This window comes from Kribbella koreensis (assembly GCF_039525325.1).
In the GTDB taxonomy this organism is placed as follows: domain Bacteria; phylum Actinomycetota; class Actinomycetes; order Propionibacteriales; family Kribbellaceae; genus Kribbella; species Kribbella koreensis.
Genome location: NZ_BAAAHK010000006.1, coordinates 179,460 through 199,613 on the forward strand (window position 1 = coordinate 179,460; position 20,154 = coordinate 199,613).

Annotated in this window: 21 protein-coding genes; 13 read left to right on the forward strand and 8 right to left on the reverse strand. The window is 68.2% G+C overall.

Going from position 1 to position 20,154, the window contains the following annotated elements; all coding sequences use genetic code 11:
* A partial coding sequence (locus ABD116_RS13175) for a YbaK/EbsC family protein (RefSeq protein ID WP_343968536.1) occupies positions 1–409 on the forward strand: 409 nt, incomplete at its 5' end.
* On the opposite strand, the gene ABD116_RS13180 is transcribed toward ABD116_RS13175, so the two are convergent.
* Positions 406–1,185: a hypothetical protein gene (locus tag ABD116_RS13180; RefSeq protein WP_343968538.1), complete on the reverse strand. Its 780-nt coding sequence runs from the start codon at positions 1,183–1,185 to the stop codon at positions 406–408. The two genes, ABD116_RS13175 and ABD116_RS13180, sit on opposite strands and share 4 nt — an antisense overlap.
* Before the next feature lie 2 nt (positions 1,186–1,187).
* Positions 1,188–3,122 carry an N-acetylmuramoyl-L-alanine amidase gene (locus tag ABD116_RS13185; protein ID WP_343968540.1) on the reverse strand — a complete coding sequence of 645 codons (1,935 nt, stop codon included), beginning with the start codon at positions 3,120–3,122 and terminating at the stop codon, positions 1,188–1,190.
* Between the two features lie 139 nt (positions 3,123–3,261).
* Between ABD116_RS13185 and ABD116_RS13190 the strand changes: the two genes are divergently transcribed.
* The 4 genes from ABD116_RS13190 (at position 3,262) to ABD116_RS13205 (ending at position 8,944) form a co-directional block, all read left to right on the forward strand.
* Positions 3,262–3,873, forward strand: coding sequence for a DUF4126 domain-containing protein (locus tag ABD116_RS13190; protein WP_343968542.1), 612 nt, complete (start codon positions 3,262–3,264; stop codon positions 3,871–3,873).
* Positions 3,873–5,180, forward strand: coding sequence for a phytoene desaturase family protein (locus tag ABD116_RS13195; RefSeq protein WP_343968544.1), 1,308 nt, complete (start codon positions 3,873–3,875; stop codon positions 5,178–5,180). The genes ABD116_RS13190 and ABD116_RS13195 overlap by 1 nt, the downstream gene beginning before the upstream one ends.
* Before the next feature lie 72 nt (positions 5,181–5,252).
* Positions 5,253–7,472, forward strand: coding sequence for a HelD family protein (locus ABD116_RS13200; RefSeq protein ID WP_343968546.1), 2,220 nt, complete (start codon positions 5,253–5,255; stop codon positions 7,470–7,472).
* A 20-nt stretch (positions 7,473–7,492) separates the two neighbouring features.
* Positions 7,493–8,944 carry an alpha/beta hydrolase gene (locus tag ABD116_RS13205; protein WP_343968548.1) on the forward strand — a complete coding sequence of 484 codons (1,452 nt, stop codon included), beginning with the start codon at positions 7,493–7,495 and terminating at the stop codon, positions 8,942–8,944.
* Here ABD116_RS13205 and ABD116_RS13210 read toward each other — a convergent pair.
* Positions 8,941–9,471, reverse strand: a complete 531-nt coding sequence (locus ABD116_RS13210; RefSeq protein ID WP_343968550.1) for a SixA phosphatase family protein — start codon at positions 9,469–9,471, stop codon at positions 8,941–8,943. The two genes, ABD116_RS13205 and ABD116_RS13210, sit on opposite strands and share 4 nt — an antisense overlap.
* Positions 9,472–9,489: 18 nt before the next feature.
* On the reverse strand, positions 9,490–10,404 hold the full coding sequence (gene metF, locus ABD116_RS13215; protein WP_343968552.1) for a methylenetetrahydrofolate reductase [NAD(P)H]: 915 nt from the start codon (positions 10,402–10,404) through the stop codon (positions 9,490–9,492).
* Positions 10,405–10,462: 58 nt separating this feature from the next.
* Here metF and ABD116_RS13220 point away from each other — a divergent pair, with 58 nt between their 5' ends.
* On the forward strand, positions 10,463–11,533 hold the full coding sequence (locus ABD116_RS13220; protein WP_343968554.1) for a polyprenyl synthetase family protein: 1,071 nt from the start codon (positions 10,463–10,465) through the stop codon (positions 11,531–11,533).
* 21 nt (positions 11,534–11,554) lie between these two features.
* Here the strand turns inward: ABD116_RS13220 and ABD116_RS13225 are convergent, their stop codons facing one another.
* Positions 11,555–11,965, reverse strand: a complete 411-nt coding sequence (locus ABD116_RS13225; RefSeq protein ID WP_343968556.1) for a helix-turn-helix domain-containing protein — start codon at positions 11,963–11,965, stop codon at positions 11,555–11,557.
* A gap of 65 nt (positions 11,966–12,030) precedes the next feature.
* Between ABD116_RS13225 and ABD116_RS13230 the strand changes: the two genes are divergently transcribed.
* Positions 12,031–12,372, forward strand: a complete 342-nt coding sequence (locus tag ABD116_RS13230; protein ID WP_343968557.1) for a DUF4180 domain-containing protein — start codon at positions 12,031–12,033, stop codon at positions 12,370–12,372.
* Positions 12,350–13,045, forward strand: coding sequence for a YqjF family protein (locus ABD116_RS13235; protein ID WP_343968558.1), 696 nt, complete (start codon positions 12,350–12,352; stop codon positions 13,043–13,045). Before ABD116_RS13230 ends, ABD116_RS13235 begins: the two co-directional genes overlap by 23 nt.
* On the opposite strand, the gene ABD116_RS13240 is transcribed toward ABD116_RS13235, so the two are convergent.
* From ABD116_RS13240 to thiE, 3 genes are read right to left on the reverse strand one after another with little or no spacing between them, the layout of a single operon-like run.
* A complete protein-coding gene (locus ABD116_RS13240) occupies positions 13,023–13,451 on the reverse strand; it encodes a barstar family protein (protein WP_343968559.1) in 429 nt (142 codons plus the stop codon). The two genes, ABD116_RS13235 and ABD116_RS13240, sit on opposite strands and share 23 nt — an antisense overlap.
* Positions 13,448–13,900: a guanyl-specific ribonuclease gene (locus tag ABD116_RS13245; protein WP_343968560.1), complete on the reverse strand. Its 453-nt coding sequence runs from the start codon at positions 13,898–13,900 to the stop codon at positions 13,448–13,450. Before ABD116_RS13245 ends, ABD116_RS13240 begins: the two co-directional genes overlap by 4 nt.
* Positions 13,900–14,565, reverse strand: a complete 666-nt coding sequence (thiE, locus tag ABD116_RS13250) for a thiamine phosphate synthase (protein WP_343968561.1) — start codon at positions 14,563–14,565, stop codon at positions 13,900–13,902. Before thiE ends, ABD116_RS13245 begins: the two co-directional genes overlap by 1 nt.
* Before the next feature lie 42 nt (positions 14,566–14,607).
* Here thiE and thiO point away from each other — a divergent pair, with 42 nt between their 5' ends.
* From thiO to pknB, 5 genes are all read left to right on the forward strand, one after another.
* On the forward strand, positions 14,608–15,762 hold the full coding sequence (gene thiO, locus ABD116_RS13255) for a glycine oxidase ThiO (RefSeq protein ID WP_343968562.1): 1,155 nt from the start codon (positions 14,608–14,610) through the stop codon (positions 15,760–15,762).
* The gene (thiS, locus tag ABD116_RS13260) at positions 15,759–15,959 is read left to right on the forward strand and encodes a sulfur carrier protein ThiS (RefSeq protein WP_343968564.1); all 201 of its coding nucleotides are present in this window, start codon (positions 15,759–15,761) and stop codon (positions 15,957–15,959) included. The genes thiO and thiS overlap by 4 nt, the downstream gene beginning before the upstream one ends.
* Before the next feature lie 9 nt (positions 15,960–15,968).
* On the forward strand, positions 15,969–16,745 hold the full coding sequence (locus ABD116_RS13265) for a thiazole synthase (RefSeq protein ID WP_343968566.1): 777 nt from the start codon (positions 15,969–15,971) through the stop codon (positions 16,743–16,745).
* A gap of 206 nt (positions 16,746–16,951) precedes the next feature.
* On the forward strand, positions 16,952–17,944 hold the full coding sequence (locus ABD116_RS13270; RefSeq protein WP_343968567.1) for a LysM peptidoglycan-binding domain-containing protein: 993 nt from the start codon (positions 16,952–16,954) through the stop codon (positions 17,942–17,944).
* Between the two features lie 87 nt (positions 17,945–18,031).
* Positions 18,032–20,023, forward strand: a complete 1,992-nt coding sequence (pknB, locus tag ABD116_RS13275) for a Stk1 family PASTA domain-containing Ser/Thr kinase (protein ID WP_343968568.1) — start codon at positions 18,032–18,034, stop codon at positions 20,021–20,023.
* The last annotated feature ends 131 nt before the right edge of the window (positions 20,024–20,154 follow it).

Genomic DNA, 20,154 nt, shown 5'->3' on the forward strand with positions numbered 1-20,154 from the left:
TGAGATCAAGATCCTCGACGACGCCGTACCGACCGCGGCCGCGGCGGCCGAGGAGCTCGGCTGTGAGGTCGGCGCGATCGCGAACAGCCTGATCTTCGACGGCGACGGCGCACCCGTACTGATCCTGACCTCCGGCGCGCACCGGGTGGACACCGCGAAGGTCGCCGCCGAGCTCGGCATCACCAAGCTCCGCCGCGCGACACCGGAGTTCGTCAGGGAACACACCGGCCAGGCGATCGGCGGGGTCGCCCCGGTCGGGCATCCGCAGCAGGTCCGCACACTGGTCGACACCACCCTCGACCAGTACGCCGAGGTCTGGGCCGCCGCCGGCATCCCCCACTCGGTCTTCCCGACCTCGTACGCCGAACTGCTCAAGCTCACCAACGGCACTCCGATCACGGTCAACTAGCCGGGCCCGAGCAGACCGTCGATGGTCGAACGGACGAAGCGCCGCGCTGCGAAGCCGCGCCGGACCCGTGAGATCGGATTGCGTCGCAGCACGCCGTCGCGCTGAGCCTTGGCGGGCAGCGCAGCAGGGCCATAGCGGCGGTGGTAGATGTCTGCGACCACCGCCGTCGGGGCGCCGAGCGACGGTAGGAGCTCAAGCGCTTCGCGCTTGGTGATGAGGCGGCCGTCGGCCAACGTCACGCCGGCGCGGGCGACTGTGATGAGCCCGAGGTCGACCCAGACGTCCGCCCACCATCTCTTCCATCGACGGGCGGCCGGGTACCAGAACGTCTCCAGGTCTTGCCAGATGAACGCCGCCAGCTCCTCGTCAGTAGTTGCCGGAAGCAAGGAAGACGGCGCTGGGCCGTAGATGCTGAGATCACCCAGCAGCAGCTCGCGCCGGGTCACCGCAGTCACCGGTCGCGAGAAGTACTCGCTGTGCGCCCAGGTCGGATGCCGCAGCGACGAGTCGCCCAGCTGCGAGACCTGCAGGTAGCTGCAATGCAGCCCGCGAGCCAACGGGTGCGCCACCTCCAGCGACCGATGAAGCGCCTGCAAAGCAGCAGCATCACCAACAGGCCGATCGAGCACAGCGATCAGATCCAGATCGCTGACCCCGACCTGATAGTCGCCCAAGGCAAGCGACCCATGCAGCCACAGAGCACGCAACGGCACCACCGACGGCAGAGACGCGACGAAGCCGTCCAGCAGACGCTGGACGGCTTCGTCATAGGGCATGCTCAGTAGGCTAGCTTCAAGTCCACGTCAGCAGCGCGGACGTATGCCATCCGGTGGCCGAACCAGATCTGGTAGTAGCGGTCCTTGCCGAGCACCTGCACGTGATCCGTCGGCGGCTGACCAGCGAACGTCGTAGCGCGGTAGTAGTCCGTCTCGATGTTCGCGTCGCCCACCGGGTAGGCCTGCCCCGCACTGATCGAGTACTGCAGCGGCGTGACGGCCTGGTAAGGGATGCCCGCCGGGTAAGCGGCCTGCTCCGGGTATGCCCGCCCATAGACCGGCACCGAAGCCTTACCCTCCTTGGGCTTCACTACCAGCCCCGGCTTGGCGAAGGCATCAGGCGCGCCGACAGCACTCTTGAACCAGGCCTTCGCACCCAGGTACCAGATGGCCACCCAGTCGCCCGAGCGCTCCGCCACCACATACTGCGAGCCAGCAGCCGCACGCCCGCCGATGTCCGACACCTGCGTGGTGGAGTCGGCACCGTTCGGCCGGTTGCCGATGTCCTTGACCAACGGAGCCGCGTCGTCCGGCGCCTGGCGCAGGTACACGAAGTTGGTCCCCTGCGGCGCACACGGCTGGCCAGCAGTGGTGCAGTCGGTCACGACCTGCTGGTTGGAGGCGAAGCCGGGCTTGATGGTCACAGTGGTGCCGGCCTTGACCGGGAAGACGCTGTGCCCGTAGATCGGCGCGCCCAGCAGGTCGAAGTAGTGCTCCCAGTCCCAGTACGGTCCCGGATCCCAGTGCATGCCCGCTACTGTCGACGGCACCGTGCCAGGCACCTGGTCGTGGCCGATGATGTGTGCCCGGTCGAGCGGGATGTTGTTCTGCTTGGCCAGGTACTTCACCAGCTTGGCCGAGTTGCGGTAGAGCGCCTCGGTGTACCAGGTCGCGCCCTGGGCGGCGAAGCCCTCGTGCTCGATCCCGATGGCGTGCATGTTCACGTACCAGTTGCCTGCGTGCCAGGCGACGTCGTTGGCGTTCACGTGCTGCCAGACGTGCCCGTCGGACGAGCGCATCGTGTACTGCCACGACACGTACGTCGGGTCCTGGATCAGGTTCAGCGTGCCCTGCCAGCCGCCCTCGGTGTCGTGGATGACGATGTAGTCGATCTTGCCCGTCTCCGGCCGGTTCGCCAGGTCATGGTTGCCGTAGTCACCGGCACCCGGCCCGTACTGCGAGTACGGCGCCGGCAGCGACTCACAAGCCAGTTGCTTCGGGCACTGAGTGGCAGCAGCAGCCGCCTTGGCCACCGGAAGAGCGGTCTTGGCCAACTGCGCCTTGTCCGGCGTCACCTTGAGCGCCGGCATGACGAGTTGCTGGCCGGTGTTCGTAGTACGGGCTGCACCGAGCGCCAGGATCGCGTAGACGTCGTCGGCGAAGCCTGCGGCGCTAGTGCGGTCCGCTGCGCCGGCATAGGTGCTCACAGCCCCATACCAAGAGGCAGCGGAGGTAGAAGCGCCCACAGGCAGATTCAGCGACCGCTGGTAGGAGGCGAGCAGTGCTGCACCACCAGCGATGTTGGCAGCGGTGTCATTGCGCAGCGCGACAGGGTCGAGCCCAGTCAGGTTCGAGGCGGTGTACAGCGTCCGCAGCGACTCCCCCTTGGCCAACTGCTCACCACTCGACCGCTCCATGAGCTCAGTCGGAGCCACAGCCGTCAGGTGCATCGGCCCGTACCCGCCGGACGTGCTCGCCTTGCCCTGGTGGTCGTCCCACCGGGTCTCGGCGTACGACACAGCCATCAGTACGGACTCCGGTACGCCGTACTTGGCCGACGCGGACCGGAACGCCTCAGCCGCGGAGGCTGATGTGGCGGACGCGGGACCCGGGGTGGCAGCGGTCGCCGCGGGTGGACCACCAGACGACACGCCGGTCATGCTGATGGGCAGCGCTACCACTGCCAGTGCGGCGAGAATCTTCGGACGACGACGCATGTTCTGTTCTCCCTGACCCTGATGGGACTACGGTCACTCAGACCGGCAACCCGTTCACTCTGGGTCGCGCGGGACCGGATGTCAACGGTTAACCATTTTTGAGGTCAGAGCGTTCGATTCTGACGACAAGCGAGGGGCCATGGAAGCGTTGCCGTTGGCGTTCACGACCGGCTGGGCGAGCGGTATCAACGCCTACGCCTGCGTGCTGATCCTCGGTCTGCTCGGCCGGTTCGCCGGTGTCGGCGACGTGCCGCACGCGCTCACCACCAACGGGGTGCTGATCGCGGCCGGCGCCCTGTTCGCCTTCGAGTTCGTCGCCGACAAGATCCCGTACATCGACTCGGCCTGGGACGCGATCTCCACCCTGATCCGGCCGACCGTCGGCGCCATCATCGCCGCCCTGCTGGCCGGTCAGGCGAGCAGCTTGCACCAGGCCGTCATCGCGACCACCGGCGGCGTGGTCGCGCTGCTGTCCCACACGGTGAAGTCGAGCCTGCGGCTGGCGATCAACACCTCGCCCGAGCCGGTCACCAACATCGCCGCCTCGTCCGGTGAGGACGTCGCGGTGGCCGGTGTCGTCTCGCTCGCCGCCTTCCACCCGACCGCAGCCCTGATCATCGCCGCGATCCTGCTGCTGATCGGGCTGATCTCGGTGTACTTCGCGTTCCGCGCGATCCGCCGGGGACTCGCCAGGTTCCGCGCCTGGCGGGAGAGAAACAGCAATCCAGCAACTGGGAGCAGTGCAGTCTGATGGCCCGCGTGATCGTCATCGGGGCCGGCCTAGCCGGTCTCGCCACCGCCGTACGGCTGGCCAAGCTCGGCCACCAAGTCACCGTCTGCGAGAAGGATGACCGCCTGGGCGGCGCCCTGGGCCGGGTGGAGGCCGACGGCTTCAGCTGGGACGCAGGAGCAGCCAGTACTACGCTCCCGGCCGCCCTGCGTGACCTGTTCCGCAAGAGCGGCCGTCCGATCGAGAGCCTGGCCCAACTGGAGCCGATCACTGAGCCGCGTCGTCACCTGTTCGGCGACGGCTCGATTCTCGACCTGCCGGTCGGCGACCGAGCACTGCAGTCAGATGCCTGGGCACACCTCGCCGACGACAAGGCGGCGAAGCAGTGGACGGACCTGGTCGACAAGTACGGCGAGACCTGGCAGATCCTGCGCAAGTCCTCGCTGGAGCCGCCGCTGATGGACAAGCTTCCCCTGGCGGCGATCCGCAGCCTCAAGCCATGGCAGTCGCTCGAGCGCACCGCGCAGCGCAGCCTCGACGACGAGCGTGCCCGCGCGGTACTGCGCTACTACGCGATCCAGCACGGCTCCGACCCGAAGCTCACGCCCGGGTATGTCGGCGTTTGGTCCTACCTGGAGCGCACCTTCGGCCGCTGGACCATCGACGGCGGATTCGGCGTACTGGCCGACGCTCTGGCGCAGCGAGCGAGTGAACGCAAGATCGACATCCACACCAACGCAGAGGTCGTCGGAGTCGACACGGACCACGGACAGGTGACCGGTGTCCGACTGGCGGACGGCAAGACGCTCCCTGCCGAGGTAGTGGTCAGCGACATCGACCCCCGCGACCTCTACGGCCAACTGGTCGACGACCCGCAGGCCAAGAAGGTCCGTCGTAAGGTGCTCTCCACCCACCAGGCCCAGGCCGCGTACGTCGTCCACCTAGGTCTCAAGGACCCAGTGCCGTCCCTGCCCTTCGAGACCGTTCTGCACGGCAAGCCGACGGTAGTGGTCCGCACCGGCGGACAGGCTCCCACAGGGCATCAGGCCTGGTCAGTACTGGTCCACGGCTACCCCACAGACGACGTACTAGATCTCCTGGTCGCCAGGGGGCTCCACATCCGGGACAAGGTCGTCTCCCGGCAGACCTCTCCCTCTTGGTGGGCAGGAGTGGCCTGGGAGGGCTACAAAACCGCCCGGCGCCGGGCAGCGAACGCCTCTCCCATCAAGGGCCTGTACTGCGTCGGCGCGGGCGCCCATCCAGGCGTCGGAGTGCCCGCTACCACGCTCGGTGCGGCCATCGTTGCGGACGCCGTCGGCAAGGCTTGATCGCGGCGCATTAAGATTGACCGTTCATGTGTGCCGTGTCGGGGAGGTGTCCCGGCAGTAGAGAGGACCCCGGTGGATCAATCCCCCACGTCGACCGATCTCGAGAACGTCGAGCGAGCTGAGCTCGAGGCCGAGCAGCAGCACGTCGACCGGGTCTACGAGCGGGTCGCCGAAGCGGCCCGGTCCGCGTCCCGGATCGCGGTCGAAGGGCACCAGCGCGGTCAGGCCCAGAACGTCGGCCGGGTCCGCGACGAGGAGCAGACCGGTCTGTACGAGCGCGACGTACTGGTGTTCGCCGCCGCCCGCCGGATCGCCGAGCTGGACGCCGAGCACGAGGGACTGGTGTTCGGCCGGCTCGACTCCGACCAGGGCGACGACACCGAGCCGGTAGCGGCCGCAGCGGACCTCGAGAGCCTGTACGTGGGCCGCATCGGCGTCCGCGACGCGGAGTACGAGCCACTGGTCATCGACTGGCGTGCCCCGGCCGCCGAGCCGTTCTACCGCGCCACTGCGACCGACCGGCTGAAGGTCGTCCGCCGCCGCGTACTGCGTAACAAGGGCCCCCGCATCGCCGGGCTCGAGGACGACCTGCTCGCCCCCGAGCGCTCCCCCTCAGACCTGCCCGTACTGGGCGAGGGTGCCCTGATGGCATCCCTGTCGCGTGCCCGTGGCCACACGATGCGTGACATCGTCGCCACCATCCAGGCCGAGCAGGACGAGGCGATCCGGGCGCCAGCCCGCGGCGTAACCGTCATCGGCGGCGGCCCCGGCACCGGCAAGACGGTCGTGGCGCTGCACCGTGCCGCTTACCTCCTGTACTCCGACCGCAGGCGGTTCGAACGCGGCGGCGTCCTGGTGGTCGGCCCGTCCGCCGCCTTCATGGCCTACATCGAGCGGGTGCTCCCCAGCCTCGGCGAGAACACCGTCTCCCTCAGGGCCGTCGGCGAGCTCGTAGACGGCGTTCGCGCGACCGCTGTCGACCAGGCGGACGTAGCAGCCATCAAGGGCTCCCTGCGGATGACCGGCCTGCTCTCCCGGGCAGCACGCGACCGGGTGCCCGATGCGCCCACCAACCTGCGCGTATTCATCAACGGCGCGACCGTCGAGCTGGACGCGAACCAGCTCGACAACGTCCGCCGCAACGCCCTGCGCCGCACACCGCGCAACAAGGCCGGCTCGGAAGCTCGCAAGGGCCTGGTGGCCGCGCTGTGGCAGCGGTTCCCCGATGACCTGCGCAACGGCGTCTACGCCGACCGCGAGTCGTTCGGCGACATCGTCACGGACCTGCCGGCGTACAAGCAGTTCTTCTCGGCCTGGTGGCCGGTGCTCACTCCGGGCTCCGTCCTGCGCTGGCTGGGCGACTCCCGGCGGGCACAGCGCTGGTCGCGGGGAGACTTCACTACGACCGAGATCGACCAGCTGTCGGCGGCTATTCGGAGTACGAACGAGTTCACCATCGCGGACGTCGCGCTGCTGGACGAGCTGGGCAACCTGCTCGGACGGCCGCCAGTGGTCGAGGCCGGCAAGGACGAGGAGTTCGACTGGCTTGAGGGGCTCTCGGACGGCGTCAACGAGGTACTGACGACCTCTGAGCGGCGTCAGCGGGCGATCGCAGCTGCTGAGGCCGAGGAGCCGGATGAGTATGCGCACGTGCTGGTGGACGAGGCACAGGACCTCTCCCCCATGCAGTGGCGCATGGTGACGCGTCGCGGCCCGCAGGCGAGTTGGACGATCGTCGGCGACCCGGCGCAGAGCTCCTGGCCCGACCCGGCCGAGGCGCGCGCCGCGATGGACTCGATGCTGTCGCACCTCCAGCGGCACACGTTCCGGCTCTCGACGAACTACCGGAACTCGGCGGAGATCTACGCCTTCGCCGGCGAAGTGATCCGGCAGCAGATCCCAGACGCCGACCTGCCGAACGCAGTACGCCAAACCGGCGTGGATCCCGAGCACCGGATCTTCGACGCGGGCAAGGTCGCCGAGGCGGCTGCCGACGCAGCAGGCGAGCTGCTCGCGCTCGTCGAGGGCACGGTCGGCGTCATCGTCCCGCCGGTACTACGACCCGCCATCGACTCGGTCCTCGCCGAGCTGGGCGACTCCCGGGTCGTCGCGCTCAGCCCGCTGGACTCCAAGGGCCTCGAGTACGACGCAGTGGTGGTCGTCGAGCCAGACCGGATCGTCAGCGACACGCTGGGCGGCGTACGGGCCCTGTATGTCGTCCTGACCCGGGCGACCCAACGGATGATTACCATCAACAGCACTACCCACTGGTTGCCCGCCCGCGCCTCCTGAGAAGGAAGTAGAGCGGCGCTTTGACGAAGAACCACCTGACGCGGGGTGCGGCACTCGTTGCCGCAACCGCGCTGCTCAGCACGCCACTGGTCGCGGCGAGTGCGGCGACCCCGAAGCTGAAGTGGGGTGCGTGCCCGGACTCCGCGGGCGCACCTCGTGGCGTGTACTGCGCCAAGCTGCTGGTGCCGCTGGACTACAGCAAGCCCACTGGCCGGCAGATCACCTTGACGCTGTCGGCCAACGGCTCGCTGAGCTCGCCACACTTCATGCTGGTCAACCCGGGCGGCCCGGGTGCCTCGGGGATCGGCACCGAGAAGCTCGTCTCCGCCGCACTCCCCCAGGCAGTAGCCGACCAGTACTCCGTCTTCAGCTTCGACCCGCGTGGTGTCGGCGCCAGTACACCGGTGGACTGCGGTGACCTGACCAAGCTGAGCCCCCACCCGGCGCTGCCCTACAAGCCCGCCAATGCCAAGCAGGAGCAGCAGCGGGTCGCCCTGGCCAAGAAGGTGGCCGACCAGTGCGGAGCCAAGGCCAAGTGGCTGCTGCCGTACATCACCACCGAGAACGCCGCCCGGGACATGGACCGGATCCGGATCGCCCTGGGCAAGCAGAAGATCGACTACCTCGGCTACTCCTACGGCACCAAGCTAGGGGCGACCTACGCGACGATGTTCCCGCAGCACGCGGGCAGGTTCATCCTGGATAGCGTCGTCGACCCACTGGTCAGCACCTACCAGTCAGGCTTCGAGCAGAACGTCGCACTCGAGCAGCGCACCCAGCAGATGTTCAGCTGGGTAGCGGCCAACGACAAGACCTACCACCTCGGCAAGACCGGGCAGGCCGTTGCCAAGGCCTGGGAGCGGATCCGGACACGGCTGGCGGCCAAGCCCGTCAGTGGCAAGGTCGGCAAGCCTGAGCTCGACGACATGCTCGCCTCCAGCATGTACACGGAGGACTCCTGGCCGACCCTGCTGGAGGCCGTGACGCAGTACCTCAAGGGAGATCCGGAAGGACTGCTGTCCGCGGCCGACCAGCTGGCTCTGGGAGTCGACCCGGCACAGCTTGCCTACAACTGCAATGACAAGGGCTGGCCACGCACCTGGTCCCGCTGGCACCGCGACACTGTGCGCTCGGATCGCCAGGCCCCCCACTATGCGTGGCTGAACACCTGGTACAGCGCCCCCTGCGCGTTCTGGCCCGTTGGTCCCGCCAAGGCCGGGCGGATCGGCTCCAGCAAGGTCCCGCCGATCCTGCTGCTCCAGGGCCGGTACGACGGCCCGACGCCGCTGGCCGGCGCGCAGCGGATGCAACTCGTGCTACCCGGCTCGCGGCTGCTCGTCGATGCCGGTGGCAACCATGCGTCGTACCTGTTCACCGACAACCCGTGTACCGACGTACCGGTGGCGAAGTACTGGCTGACCGGCAAGCTGCCCGCTAATGGCACCTGCCCGGCTTCTAGGCCGGCAGGCTAACCGCGTGGGATGACGTAGTCGACCAGGTCGGCGTCATCCGCGCCCAGGTCGGCCCAGCGACTGGTGGTGTGCAGGACCGTCAGCCCAGAGGTCGGGTACTTCTGGGTGAGCTCGACGCGGTTCGGGCTGGTGCCGTCCAGCGCCAGCTCGTCCGCGAGCCACGGGATGCCCGGGGCATGGCCGACGACGACCACCGTCCGGACCTCGGCCGGGACGTCGTAGATGACCTGGAGCAGCTCCTCCGTGCCGGCGCTGTAGATCCGCCGGTCGTACCAGACGTCGGTCGCCATCGCGCCGGCCTCAGCGGCGTACTGCCAGGTCTCCCTGGTGCGGATCGACGGCGAGCACAGGACCAACTCGGCTTCGATGCCCTGGGCAACCAAATAGCGTCCTGCCGCGGCGGCGTCGGCCCGGCCGCGATCGGCGAGCGGCCGCTCGAGGTCGGGCATCGACTCGGGCGGCACCGCCTTCGCATGCCGGAGCAGTACCAGGGTGCGGTCGATCAGGAGATCCGACGGGTCAGCCATCGGATCAGGATAGGGCGTCTAGACAACCGCTGGCTGTAGATTGCGGAACACCTGACGGGTCGCCGTCGAACGGTTCAGCGTGATGAAGTGGATGCCGGGCGCACCACCGGTGAGCAGCGCGTCGGACAGCTCGCTGGCGATCTCGATCCCGACGGCCCGGACCGCCGCCGGATCCTCGGCGACCGCCTCCAGCCGATCGGTGACGGCCTTGGGCAGCGCCATCCCGGTCAGCAGCGCCATCCGCTCGATCTGCTTGATGTTCGTCACCGGCATGATGCCCGGCAGGATCGGGATGTCACAGCCCAGCGCGGAGGCCCGCTCGACCAGCCGGAAGTAGTCGTCCGCGCCGAAGAACATCTGGGTGATCGCGTAGTCGGCGCCGGCCGCCGCCTTCGCCGCCAGGACGCGGGCGTCGGTCTCGAGGTCCGTCGCCTCCGGATGCTTGTCGGGGAAGGCCGCCACGCCGACGCAGAAGTCGCCGAGCTCGCGCACCAGCTCGACCAGCTCGATCGCGTGGTTCAGCCCCTCGGGATGCGCGACCCACGGCTGCGACGGGCCACCCGGCGGGTCGCCGCGCAGGGCGAGCACGTTGCGCACGCCGGCCCCGGCGTACGCGCCGACGACCGAACGGAGCTCGTCGCGCGAGTGGGATACGCAAGTCAGGTGCCCGAGAGGAGTGAGCGAGGTGTCCTGGGCGACCCTCTCGGTGACCCGGATCGTGCCGTCACGAGTGGTGCCGCCGGCGCCGTACGTGATCGAGACGAAGGTCGGCCGCAGCTGCTCGATCTCGCGGATCGAGTGCCACAGCACCTCCTCCGCCTCGGGCGTCTTGGGCGGGAAGAACTCGAAGGAGAACGATGGCTGGTCGCCCGACAACAGCTCGCGGATCGTCGGCGTACTGCCCGGGAGGGTGGACGGGAGACCGGTTGCCATGAGGTCAAGGCTACCCGGGGCGTGGGGGTCCGCGCGCGGACCGACTACTCTCCGAGACGTGTATGCCGACGCAGACATCCCGACCGAGATCCAGCACGCCCTGACCGCGTTCCTGGACGTCCAGCAGGTGCGGCTCGCCGCGATCGGACCGGAGCTCGAGGAACAGGTCCTCGCCGCCCGCGACGCGACCAGCGGCGGCAAACGGCTGCGACCGTCCTTCTGCTACTGGGGATTCCGCGCGGCGGGCGGCGACCCGAAGCAGCCGATCCTGAAGGCCGCGGCCAGCCTGGAGATGCTGCACGTGAGCGCGCTCGTCCACGACGACGTGATGGATTCCTCCGACGTACGCCGGGGAGCACCGGCCGCCCATCGTCGCTTCGAGGCGCTGCAGCGGGCCAGGTCGGCGAAGACCGGCAACGGCGGCGACCCGGTCGGCTTCGGGATCGGCGCTGCCATCCTGCTCGGCGATCTCTGCCTGATCTGGGCCGACGAGATGCTGCACACGTCGGGATTCGACGCTGCCTCGCTGGCGGCTGCCTCCAAGTTCTTCGACGCCGTCCGGGTGGAGGTGACGGCCGGGCAGTACCTCGACCTGGTCGCCCAGGCATCGGGTGAGGCCGACATGGACCGGGCACTGCGCGTCCTGCGGTACAAGGCTGCTACCTACACCGTTGAGCGGCCGCTACACATCGGCGCGGCCCTCGGTGGGGGCGGACAGAAGTTGATCGATGCGCTTTCGGCGTACGGGCTGCCGTTGGGTGAGGCGTTCCAGTTGCGGGACGACCTGCTGGGTGTGTTCGGGGATCCGGCGCTGACCGGGAAGCCGGCCGGGGACGATCTGCGGGAGGGCAAGCGGACGGTGCTCACGGCGTACGCGGTGGAGCACGCGTCGGAGGTGCAGCTGGCCGAGTTCGACCGGCTGTTCGGGCGGGCGGATCTGGATGACGACGAGATCCAGTTGCTGCGCGAGATCCTGCAGGACAGCCGTGCGGTCCAGGCGTGCGAGGACCTGATCACCGATCGCACCGAGGACGCCCTCGACGCGCTGGACCGCGCCCCGATCGACGACGAGACCTCCCGTAAGGCCCTGGCGGACCTGGCCATCGCCGCCACCGCCCGCCACCTCTGAGCCTTGAACCGGCGCTGAGCGTCAGGCCTTCGCGAGCAGGCTGACGGTCCGCAGCAGGTCGGCGGTCACCTCGGGATCGCCGAGGATGATCAGCTTGAGGCTGCTGCGGTCTTCGTCGTACGCCGATTCGACCCGCAGCCGCCCGAGCCCGCCCTGATTGACCGCCGCATGCAGATGCGTGCTGATCCGGTCCGCCCCTGCCCGGTCGATCGCGTCGACCTGCACGATGCTCGACACCTCGACCCGCCGATCGCTCGCGCCGCCGCCGTCGGCGGCGGCCGGGATCCCCGTGAACGCCTCGAGATCGCCGGGGCTGATCCGGTACTGCTTCCCGATCCGGACCGCGTTCAGCTTGCCGTCACGGACGTAGTTGCGCACCGTCCGCACGTGCAGCCCGAGCTGATCCGCCACCTGCTCGACCGAAAACAACACGCTAGATCCTCATCATATGCCTTAGAATTCCCTATAGATCAAATCTAAGGGAAGGATACGGTACTTTGCGCACCTATCGCGCGACCAAAGCCATCGCCAATGAGCAGGACGCGGTCGACGCCATTGCGGACGCGCACTACTGGCATCAGGCCGAGTGGCTGGTCGTACCGGTCGAGTTGCTGCCCGCAGAGTTCTTCCAGCTGAGCAGTGGGCTGGCGGGCGCGATCGTGCAGAAGTTCGTCACCTACCGGATGGGCCTGGTCGTGCTGGGCGATGTGTCCGCGCATGAGGCGGCCAGCAAGCCGTTCCGGGACTGGGTGCGGGAGGCGAATCGCGGGCGGGAGCTGCGGTTCGTACCGGACCAGGCAGGACTAGATTGCCTGCATGAGTTGGCCGCAGGCACCTGAGCTCGCCCGGCCGCGGGTGCTCAGGCAGCGGTGGCTCGACCTGTCCTTCATCCACTGGGCAGTTGAGCCGGCCAGGGTCGCCCAGTACTTCCCGGCGGGCACCAGGCCCGACACGTTCGGGGGACGGACGTATGTCGGCCTGGTGCCCTTCCGCATGGTCATGTTCCGGTCGTTCCTGGAGACCAACGTCCGCCTGTACTCCGTGGACGCCACCGGCCGTCGAGGCGTTGTCTTCCTCAGCCTCGACACCAACTGGCTCCCACTAGTGGCCGGATCGCGCAGCACCCTGGGCATCCCCTATCGCTGGGCCCGCATGCAGCACAACCAGGACGGCGGCTGGCACACCTACACCTCGACGCTCCGCTGGCCGCGCATCAAGGCCAGCAGCACGATCGAGACCCAGGTAGGCGACCGGATCGAGCTCGGCCCACTGGAGCACTTTCTGACCGCCCGTTGGGGTCTACACCTCAGCAAGGCAGGCCGCACCTGGTACATGCCCAACGAGCACCCGCCCTGGGTCCTGCACCGAGCAGAGCTCATGACCTTCGAGGATCACGGCCTGCTCGCCTCAGTCGGGCTAGGCGACCTCGGCAGTCGGCCGCCAGACCACGTGGCCTTCAGTACCGGCGTACCGGCACGGTTTGGTCTGCCTAGAGGACCGGTACTTCGCTGACCAGGTCTGGTACGTCGTCGGCCTCGCGGAGCAGCACCCGCAGTTGTCCTGACTCGTTGGCGTCTTCGGCGAAGATCTGGAGCGCCACGTCGACCGTGTCGTGGTCATGGTCGAGCAGCTCCCGCCAACCGTCCCAGAGGACGACCTCCGGCTCCCCTGTCGACCTGTCGCTCAGCGAGTCGGCCAGTGCGTCCCAGTTGCGCCCGAACCAGCGCGGCAGGTCGAACGCGGTCGCACAGACGTCCAGGAAGCCGGTCTTGTCGTGCACGCTCGTGGTGTCGAGCAGCACGAAGTTCCAGCCGGCCGCGGTGACACTACGGCGTACCTGGTCGTGGGTGAGCTTGGAGTGCCACCGGTAGACGCCCGGGCGCAAGCCGTCGCTCAACAGCGTGCGCAGCTCAGTCATCCGTCCTCCTGGATCCGGCGGAACGACTTGTAGTGGTCGTCAGTGTAGTAACGCTCGTCGCTCCGACCGGTGATGATCCGGCGTGCGCCGCGGTCGTTCTCGCCCGGAGTCTTCACGGTGAACTCGTGGTAGTACCCGTTGCTCTGCTTCGGCAGGATCTTCTCGCGGTTGCCGAAGACGATCCCGTCGCGGCTGTACGGGTACGGCCCGCCCTTGTCGATCAGCGCGAGCGTCTGCCGCGCCTCCTTCGGCAGCTCGGCGGCCGACACGTACCGAAGCCCACTGACCGGGTCCTTGCCCGCCTTGGTCGCTTGGGTCTTGACCGACTCGGACTTGGTCGCCGTACCGGAGCCTGAAGCGCTGCAGCCGAGCAGAGAGGCGGCGAGCGTGATCACCATCATCGCGATCACGACCGCGGCGATGATCCGCGCGGCCTTCGGGTTGTTCATCATCCGGCGCCCCGCAACCGCCGGCTGAACTCCCCCGCCGCCGCGGCCGGGTCATCCGCCTCAGTGATCGCCCGCACGACGACCACCCGCGTCGCCCCCGCCTCGACCACCTCGTCCAGCCTGTCGAGGTCGATCCCGCCGATGGCGAACCACGGCTTGGCGGGCTGGCGACTGGCGGCGTACGAGACCAGCTCGAGCCCGGCGGCCGCACGACCAGGCTTGGTCGGGGTTGCCCAGGTCGGGCCGACACAGAAGTAGTCGGAGCCGTGCTCATCGACAGCGGCGTTCACCTGGCTGAAGGTGTGAGTGGAGCGGCCTATCACCGGCTCCATCCCCGTGATGGCCCGCGCGGCCCGGACCGGAAGATCCCGCTGGCCGAGATGCAAGATGTCGGCTCCCGCGGCGAAGGCGATGTCGGCGCGGTCGTTGACCGCGAGCAGCTTGCCGTGCCGCTTGCAGGCGTCGGCGAACACCTCCAGGTGCGCCAGCTCGTCTGCTGCCTCCAGGTCCTTCTGCCGCAGCTGCACGATGTCGACGCCACCGGCCAGCGCGGCGTCCAGGAACTGCTCCAGGTCGCCTTGCTTCTCCCGTGCGTCCGTACAGAGGTAGAGGTGGGCGTCGGCCAGCCGGTCACGCAGTCCGGCGTCAGCGGTGTGCTCAGTCACAGGGTCAGCCTGCCATGTGTATACACACGTAGTCTTGGCGGCATGGCTGAGCGAACCTGCGATGTCGTCATCATCGGCGCGGGGCTGATCGGTCTCGCCACCGCCTGGCGACTCGCTGTAGACGGTATCCAGGTGACGGTATGTGACCCGACACCCGGCAGCCAGACGTCCTCGGTCGCCGCCGGCATGCTCGCCCCGGTGACCGAGGTCGAGTACGGCGAGGACGAACTGCTCGCTCTCAACCTGGCCAGCGTCGCCGCCTGGCCCGCCTTCGCTTCCGAGCTGGAAGCCCTCACCGGCGAGCCGGCCGGCCTCCACCGCACCGGAACTCTCTCAGTCGCGTACGACGTCGACGACGCGGCCGCGATCCGCCGGCTGGCCGACTACCAGCGCAGGCTCGGCCTGGAGGTCGAGGAGCTCTCCGGCCGGGAGGCCCGCAAACGCGAGCCTCTGCTCGCCGCGGGAGTCACCGCCGGCGTCTGGGTCCCCGGCGACCACTCTGTCGACAACCGCCAAGCCGTCTCCACCCTGCTCCGGGCTTGTGAGCTGTCAGGGGTCGAGCTGGTCCGCCAACGCGTCGACCGAGTCCTGATCACCGGTACTACGGCAGTCGGCGTCGAACTGGAAGACGGGTCAGCCATCCACGCCGGCCAGGTCATCGCAGCAGCCGGCCCCTGGTCATCCCAGCTGGACGGCCTCCCGGCAGAGCTCCGTATCCCCGTCCGGCCGCTCAAGGGCGAGATCCTGCGACTACGGGTGCCTCCGGCGTACAGGCCTGCTCTCAGCCACACAGTGCGGGCTACTGCTCGCGGGTTCGCCGTGTACCTCGTACCGCGGCCCGGTGGCGAGCTGGTGGTCGGGGCGACCACCTCTGAGCTTGGCTACGACACCCGAGTGCTCGCTGGTGGGGTGTTCGCGCTGCTGCGGGATGCACGGATGATCCTGCCCCTGGTGGACGAGCTGGAGCTTGTGGAAGCAGTGGCCGGGTTGCGGCCGGCGACGCCCGACAATGCGCCGATCCTGGGACCGTCCGGCATCGACGGCCTGCTGTGGGCGACCGGGCACTACCGCAACGGAGTACTGCTGACTCCGATTACCGCACAGATCATCGCCGAGACGGTCCATACCGGCGTCCTTCCCCCGCTGGCGAGACCGTTCCAAGCAAGCCGCTTCGCCGAAGTTAAGGTGACGACATGAACGTGCTCGTCAACGGCAGTACTGAGCAGATCGCCGCTGGGACGACTGTGGCCGATGTGGTCGAGCGCTGGGCGCGCAGCCCGATCGGTGTGGCGGTGGCGGTGAACGAGGCCGTGGTGACCCGGACAGAGTGGCCCGGGACGACGCTGGCCGAAGGCGACCGGGTGGAGATCCTCACCGCGGTCCAGGGCGGTTGAGGAGGAACAATGAGTGACGACACCCTGGTGATCGCGGGCCGAGAGTTCACGTCGCGGCTGGTGATGGGTACCGGCGGGGCGCCGAGTCTCGAAGTACTGGAGGAGGCGCTGGTCGCGTCCGGTACTCAGCTGACGACGGTGGCGCTGCGGCGGCTCGACCCGAGCCAGCAGGGGTCCGTCCTCGATGTGCTGCGCAAGCACGACATCGCAGTACTGCCCAACACTGCTGGATGCTTCACTGCCGGTGAGGCGGTGCTCACTGCGCGGTTGGCGCGGGAGGCCTTGCAGACCGACCTGATCAAGCTCGAGGTCGTCGCGGACGACCACACGCTGCTGCCTGACCCGGTGGAGCTGCTGGATGCGGCTGAGACCTTGGCGGCTGATGGGTTCTCAGTGCTCGCGTACACGAACGATGACCCGATCCTGGCTCGGCGGCTGGAGCAGGTCGGGTGTGTGGCGGTGATGCCGCTCGGCTCGCCGATCGGGTCGGGGCTGGGGATCCGCAACCCGCACAACATCAGCATGATCGTCGAGGCGGCCAAGGTGCCGATCGTGCTCGACGCGGGCATCGGTACGGCGAGCGACGCGACGCTGGCGATGGAGCTGGGCTGCGACGCCGTACTGCTGGCTACCGCCGTCACCCGGGCCGAGCGACCGGCGCTGATGGCTGCCGCGATGCGCGACGCCGTGACGGCTGGGCGGGGAGCCTTGCTGGCCGGGCGGATCCCGCGCCGCTACCACTCGGCCCAGGCGTCGTCACCCTTGGATGGCCGAGCCAGCCTCTGACAACCTCCGTTTTTCGTCTTTCTGTTTTTGGATGCCCTCGGCACCAGTTGCCGGCGGCAAACACTCGATTGTGAACCACAATCGTGTAGTTCAGCCTTAAATTGTTACCTTTTCATCACAGCCGTAACAAATGACCCATGCGCACCTGTTGTCACATCTGTACCACCACTTACCGTCAAGGGACATTCACACGGGGAGATGGAAAGATGGGCAACACGTGGCGAAAGGTCCTGCGGGTAACGACTGGTTTTGCGGTCCCGCTGCTCGCGGCCGGGGTGATCACGGCCGGCTCGCCCGGCTTCGGCCAGTACAAGGTGAAGCACGGTGACACACTCAGCCACATCGCGGCGACGTACGGGACCAACGTCCGGACCCTGGTCGCGCTGAACAACCTGCCCGGCAACGGCAACGCGATCTACGCCGGCGAGGTGCTCCAGCTGCCCGGCAAGGCGCCCAAGCAGAGCCCGGTGAAGAAGAAGTCCCTGACCGGCGGGCGGGTTCCGTACGTCGTGAAGCCCGGCGACACGATCAGCAAGCTGGCCAAACGCTTCCGCTGCTCGCAGGCCAACCTGCTGGCCGCGAACGGGCTGCGCGCCACCGACCACATCTACATCGGCAAGCAGATCCTGATCCCGGTCAAGATCGTCGCCAAGCCGGTCGCTCACAAGAAGCCGGCCGCGTCGAAGCCCGGCAAGAAGAAGAACAACACCTTCGCGGGCCGGACGTACGCCGACCACATCGTCTCCGCCGCGGACGCCAACCGCGCGGCCCTCAGCAAGCGCAAGCTGCCGACCCGGGCCCAGATGCGGACGATGATCATCCACACGGCCAAGCGCTACCACGTCGACCCCGAGCTGGCGCTGGCGATCTCCTGGCAGGAGTCCGGCTGGAAGCAGCGGGTCGTCTCCCCCGCCAACGCGATCGGCACGATGCAGGTGATCCCGTCGACCGGGAAGTTCGCCTCCAGCTTCGTCGGCCGCCGGCTCGACCTGCTCAAACCCCAGGACAACGTGACCGCCGGCGTCGTGTTGCTCAACCGTTTGACCTCCGCGGCCCGGCTCGACATCGCGGTGGCCGGCTACTACCAGGGCCTCGGCGGCGTCCGCCGCAACGGGATGTACCCGGACACGAAGCAGTACGTGAAGAGCGTCCTCCGCCTGAAAGCGAGCTTCGAGAAGGGGTATGACCCGCTCCGCTAGCCTCTGTGCGGCGCGGCGGTGGAGGCGCGACCTTGCGCCTTATTTACACTCTCAGGGCAGACAGCTTTGAGAGGCGGCTCACCGCAAGTGACGGAAGACGTAGGCACCCAGGTGGGCGACCGCCTTGTCGGGCGAGTGCTCGACGGGCGGTACCGCGTGGGTTCGCGGGTCGCCAAGGGTGGCATGGCGACCGTCTACGAGGCCCTCGACATGCGGCTCGACCGGATCATCGCGCTCAAGGTGATGCACCTCGGGATGGGCGACGACGCCGAGTTCGGCCGCCGGTTCGTCGCCGAGGCCCGGGCCGCCGCCAAGCTCTCGCACCCGAACGTGGTCGCCGTCTTCGACCAGGGCACCGACCACGACACCCTGTTCCTCGCGATGGAGTACGTCCCCGGCCGCACCCTGCGTGACGTGATCCGCCAGCAGTCGCCGCTGCCACCCGCCCGGGCCCTGGACCTGCTGGCGCCGGTACTGTCGGCACTCTCGGCCGCCCACGACGCGGGCATCGTGCACCGCGACATCAAGCCCGAGAACGTGCTCATCTCCAACGACGGCACCGTCAAGGTCGCCGACTTCGGCCTCGCCCGCGCGGTCACCACGACCGGCAACACGGCGACACAGGGCCTGTTGATGGGCACGGTCTCGTACCTGGCCCCCGAGCTCGTCACCGACGGCCGCGCCGACGCACGGTCGGACGTCTACTCGTCCGGGATCCTCCTGTACGAGCTGCTGACGGGCAGCAAGCCGCACACGGGCGATACGCCGATCCAGGTCGCGTACGCGCACGTCCATGCCGACGTACCGCCGCCTTCGCAACTCGTACCGGGCATTCCGCCGTACGTCGACGCGCTGGTGCAGCGGGCCACCGCGCGCGACCGTGACCTGCGGCCGGCCGACGCGCGGGTCTTCAGCCGTCAGGTCCACCGGGTCCGCAGCGCGATCGAGGAGGGGCTACCGGACGACCCCGAGCTGACCGGCGACCTCACCGTGCCGATCCAGCAGATGCGGCAGGACAACGGGTACGACGACGGCTACTCGCGTGGGAGCGCGTACGTCGAGCATGTCGAGCAGCCGCCGCGGAACGACACCATCGTCGTACCGTACGAGCCTGCTCAGTCCTTGCTGCGACCGGCCGGGGCGACTCGGCAGCATCAGCCCGCTGAACCACTGACTCGGCAACCGCAACAGCAGCGTCGCGGTCGAGGGTTCATCGCGCTCATCGGCGTACTGGCTCTGGCGATCGGCGTCGGGACGGCGGCGTGGTTCTACGGCGTACACCGCTACACGTCTACGCCTGATCTGCTGAGGATCACCGCGGCCGATGCGAAGACGAAGGCGGGCGAGTCCGGGCTGACGACCGTCCTGGCGAACCAGGACTACTCGGAGGACGTCGCCAAGGGCGAGGTGATGGCGACCAACCCCGAGCCCGGCGCTCGCATCCGCAAGGAGGGCGAGGTCGAGCTGACGGTCTCCAAGGGACCCGAGCGCTACCGCGTACCGCAGCTCAAGGGCCTCGACGAGGATGCGGCCCGCCGTGCCCTGGAGTCGATCAAGCTGAACGTCGGCCAGGTCAGCCAGGCCTACAGCGAGACCGTCCCCACCGGTCGGGTGATCATCTTCTCGCCGAAGTTCGACTCGGTGATGAAGCCCGGCGAGTCGGTCAACCTCGCCATCAGCAAGGGCAAGAAGCCGATCGCGGTCCCGAACATGACCGGCAAACCGGTCCGCGAAGCAACCCGCACCCTGAAGAAGGCCGGCTTCACCGTCACCCGCACCGACCAGACCAACGAGACGATCCCCCAAGGCCAGGTCATCTCCCAGACCCCCAGCAACGGCACCCTGTTCGCCAAGGACAAGGTCACCCTGGTCGTCTCCAAGGGCCCCGCCCTGCGGAAGGTCCCCAACGTCCGCAGCAAGAAACTGGTCGACGCCCAAAAGATCCTCACCGAAGCCGGCTTCCTCGTCAAAGTCGAAAAAGCCCCCTTCAACCTGGGCCTCAACCTGGTAGCCGGCCAATCCCCCGCCGCCAACCAAATGGCCAAACCCGGCACCACGGTCACAGTCACCGTCCTCTGAAGAACTTCCCACGCAGCCTCACCGCTCGCTGCTCCGTCGCTAACCACTCGGCGCCCCCGCCCACCCGGGGTATGCGCTCCTGCGTCGCGCGAAAGCGAGAGTAGGCACCGGCCTTGCTCGGGCTGAGGTCT

Bases quoted from the DNA above. Each gene is read 5' to 3' on its own strand.
- ABD116_RS13180 (WP_343968538.1), bottom strand. From the start codon at position 1,185: ATGCCCTATGACGAAGCCGTCCAGCGTCTGCTGGACGGCTTCGTCGCG.
- ABD116_RS13185 (WP_343968540.1), bottom strand. From the start codon at position 3,122: ATGCGTCGTCGTCCGAAGATTCTCGCCGCACTGGCAGTGGTAGCGCTG.
- ABD116_RS13190 (WP_343968542.1), top strand. From the start codon at position 3,262: ATGGAAGCGTTGCCGTTGGCGTTCACGACCGGCTGGGCGAGCGGTATC.
- ABD116_RS13195 (WP_343968544.1), top strand. From the start codon at position 3,873: ATGGCCCGCGTGATCGTCATCGGGGCCGGCCTAGCCGGTCTCGCCACC.
- ABD116_RS13210 (WP_343968550.1), bottom strand. From the start codon at position 9,471: ATGGCTGACCCGTCGGATCTCCTGATCGACCGCACCCTGGTACTGCTC.
- metF (WP_343968552.1), bottom strand. From the start codon at position 10,404: ATGGCAACCGGTCTCCCGTCCACCCTCCCGGGCAGTACGCCGACGATC.
- ABD116_RS13235 (WP_343968558.1), top strand. From the start codon at position 12,350: ATGAGTTGGCCGCAGGCACCTGAGCTCGCCCGGCCGCGGGTGCTCAGG.
- ABD116_RS13240 (WP_343968559.1), bottom strand. From the start codon at position 13,451: ATGACTGAGCTGCGCACGCTGTTGAGCGACGGCTTGCGCCCGGGCGTC.
- ABD116_RS13245 (WP_343968560.1), bottom strand. From the start codon at position 13,900: ATGAACAACCCGAAGGCCGCGCGGATCATCGCCGCGGTCGTGATCGCG.
- thiO (WP_343968562.1), top strand. From the start codon at position 14,608: ATGGCTGAGCGAACCTGCGATGTCGTCATCATCGGCGCGGGGCTGATC.
- thiS (WP_343968564.1), top strand. From the start codon at position 15,759: ATGAACGTGCTCGTCAACGGCAGTACTGAGCAGATCGCCGCTGGGACG.
- ABD116_RS13265 (WP_343968566.1), top strand. From the start codon at position 15,969: ATGAGTGACGACACCCTGGTGATCGCGGGCCGAGAGTTCACGTCGCGG.
- ABD116_RS13270 (WP_343968567.1), top strand. From the start codon at position 16,952: ATGGGCAACACGTGGCGAAAGGTCCTGCGGGTAACGACTGGTTTTGCG.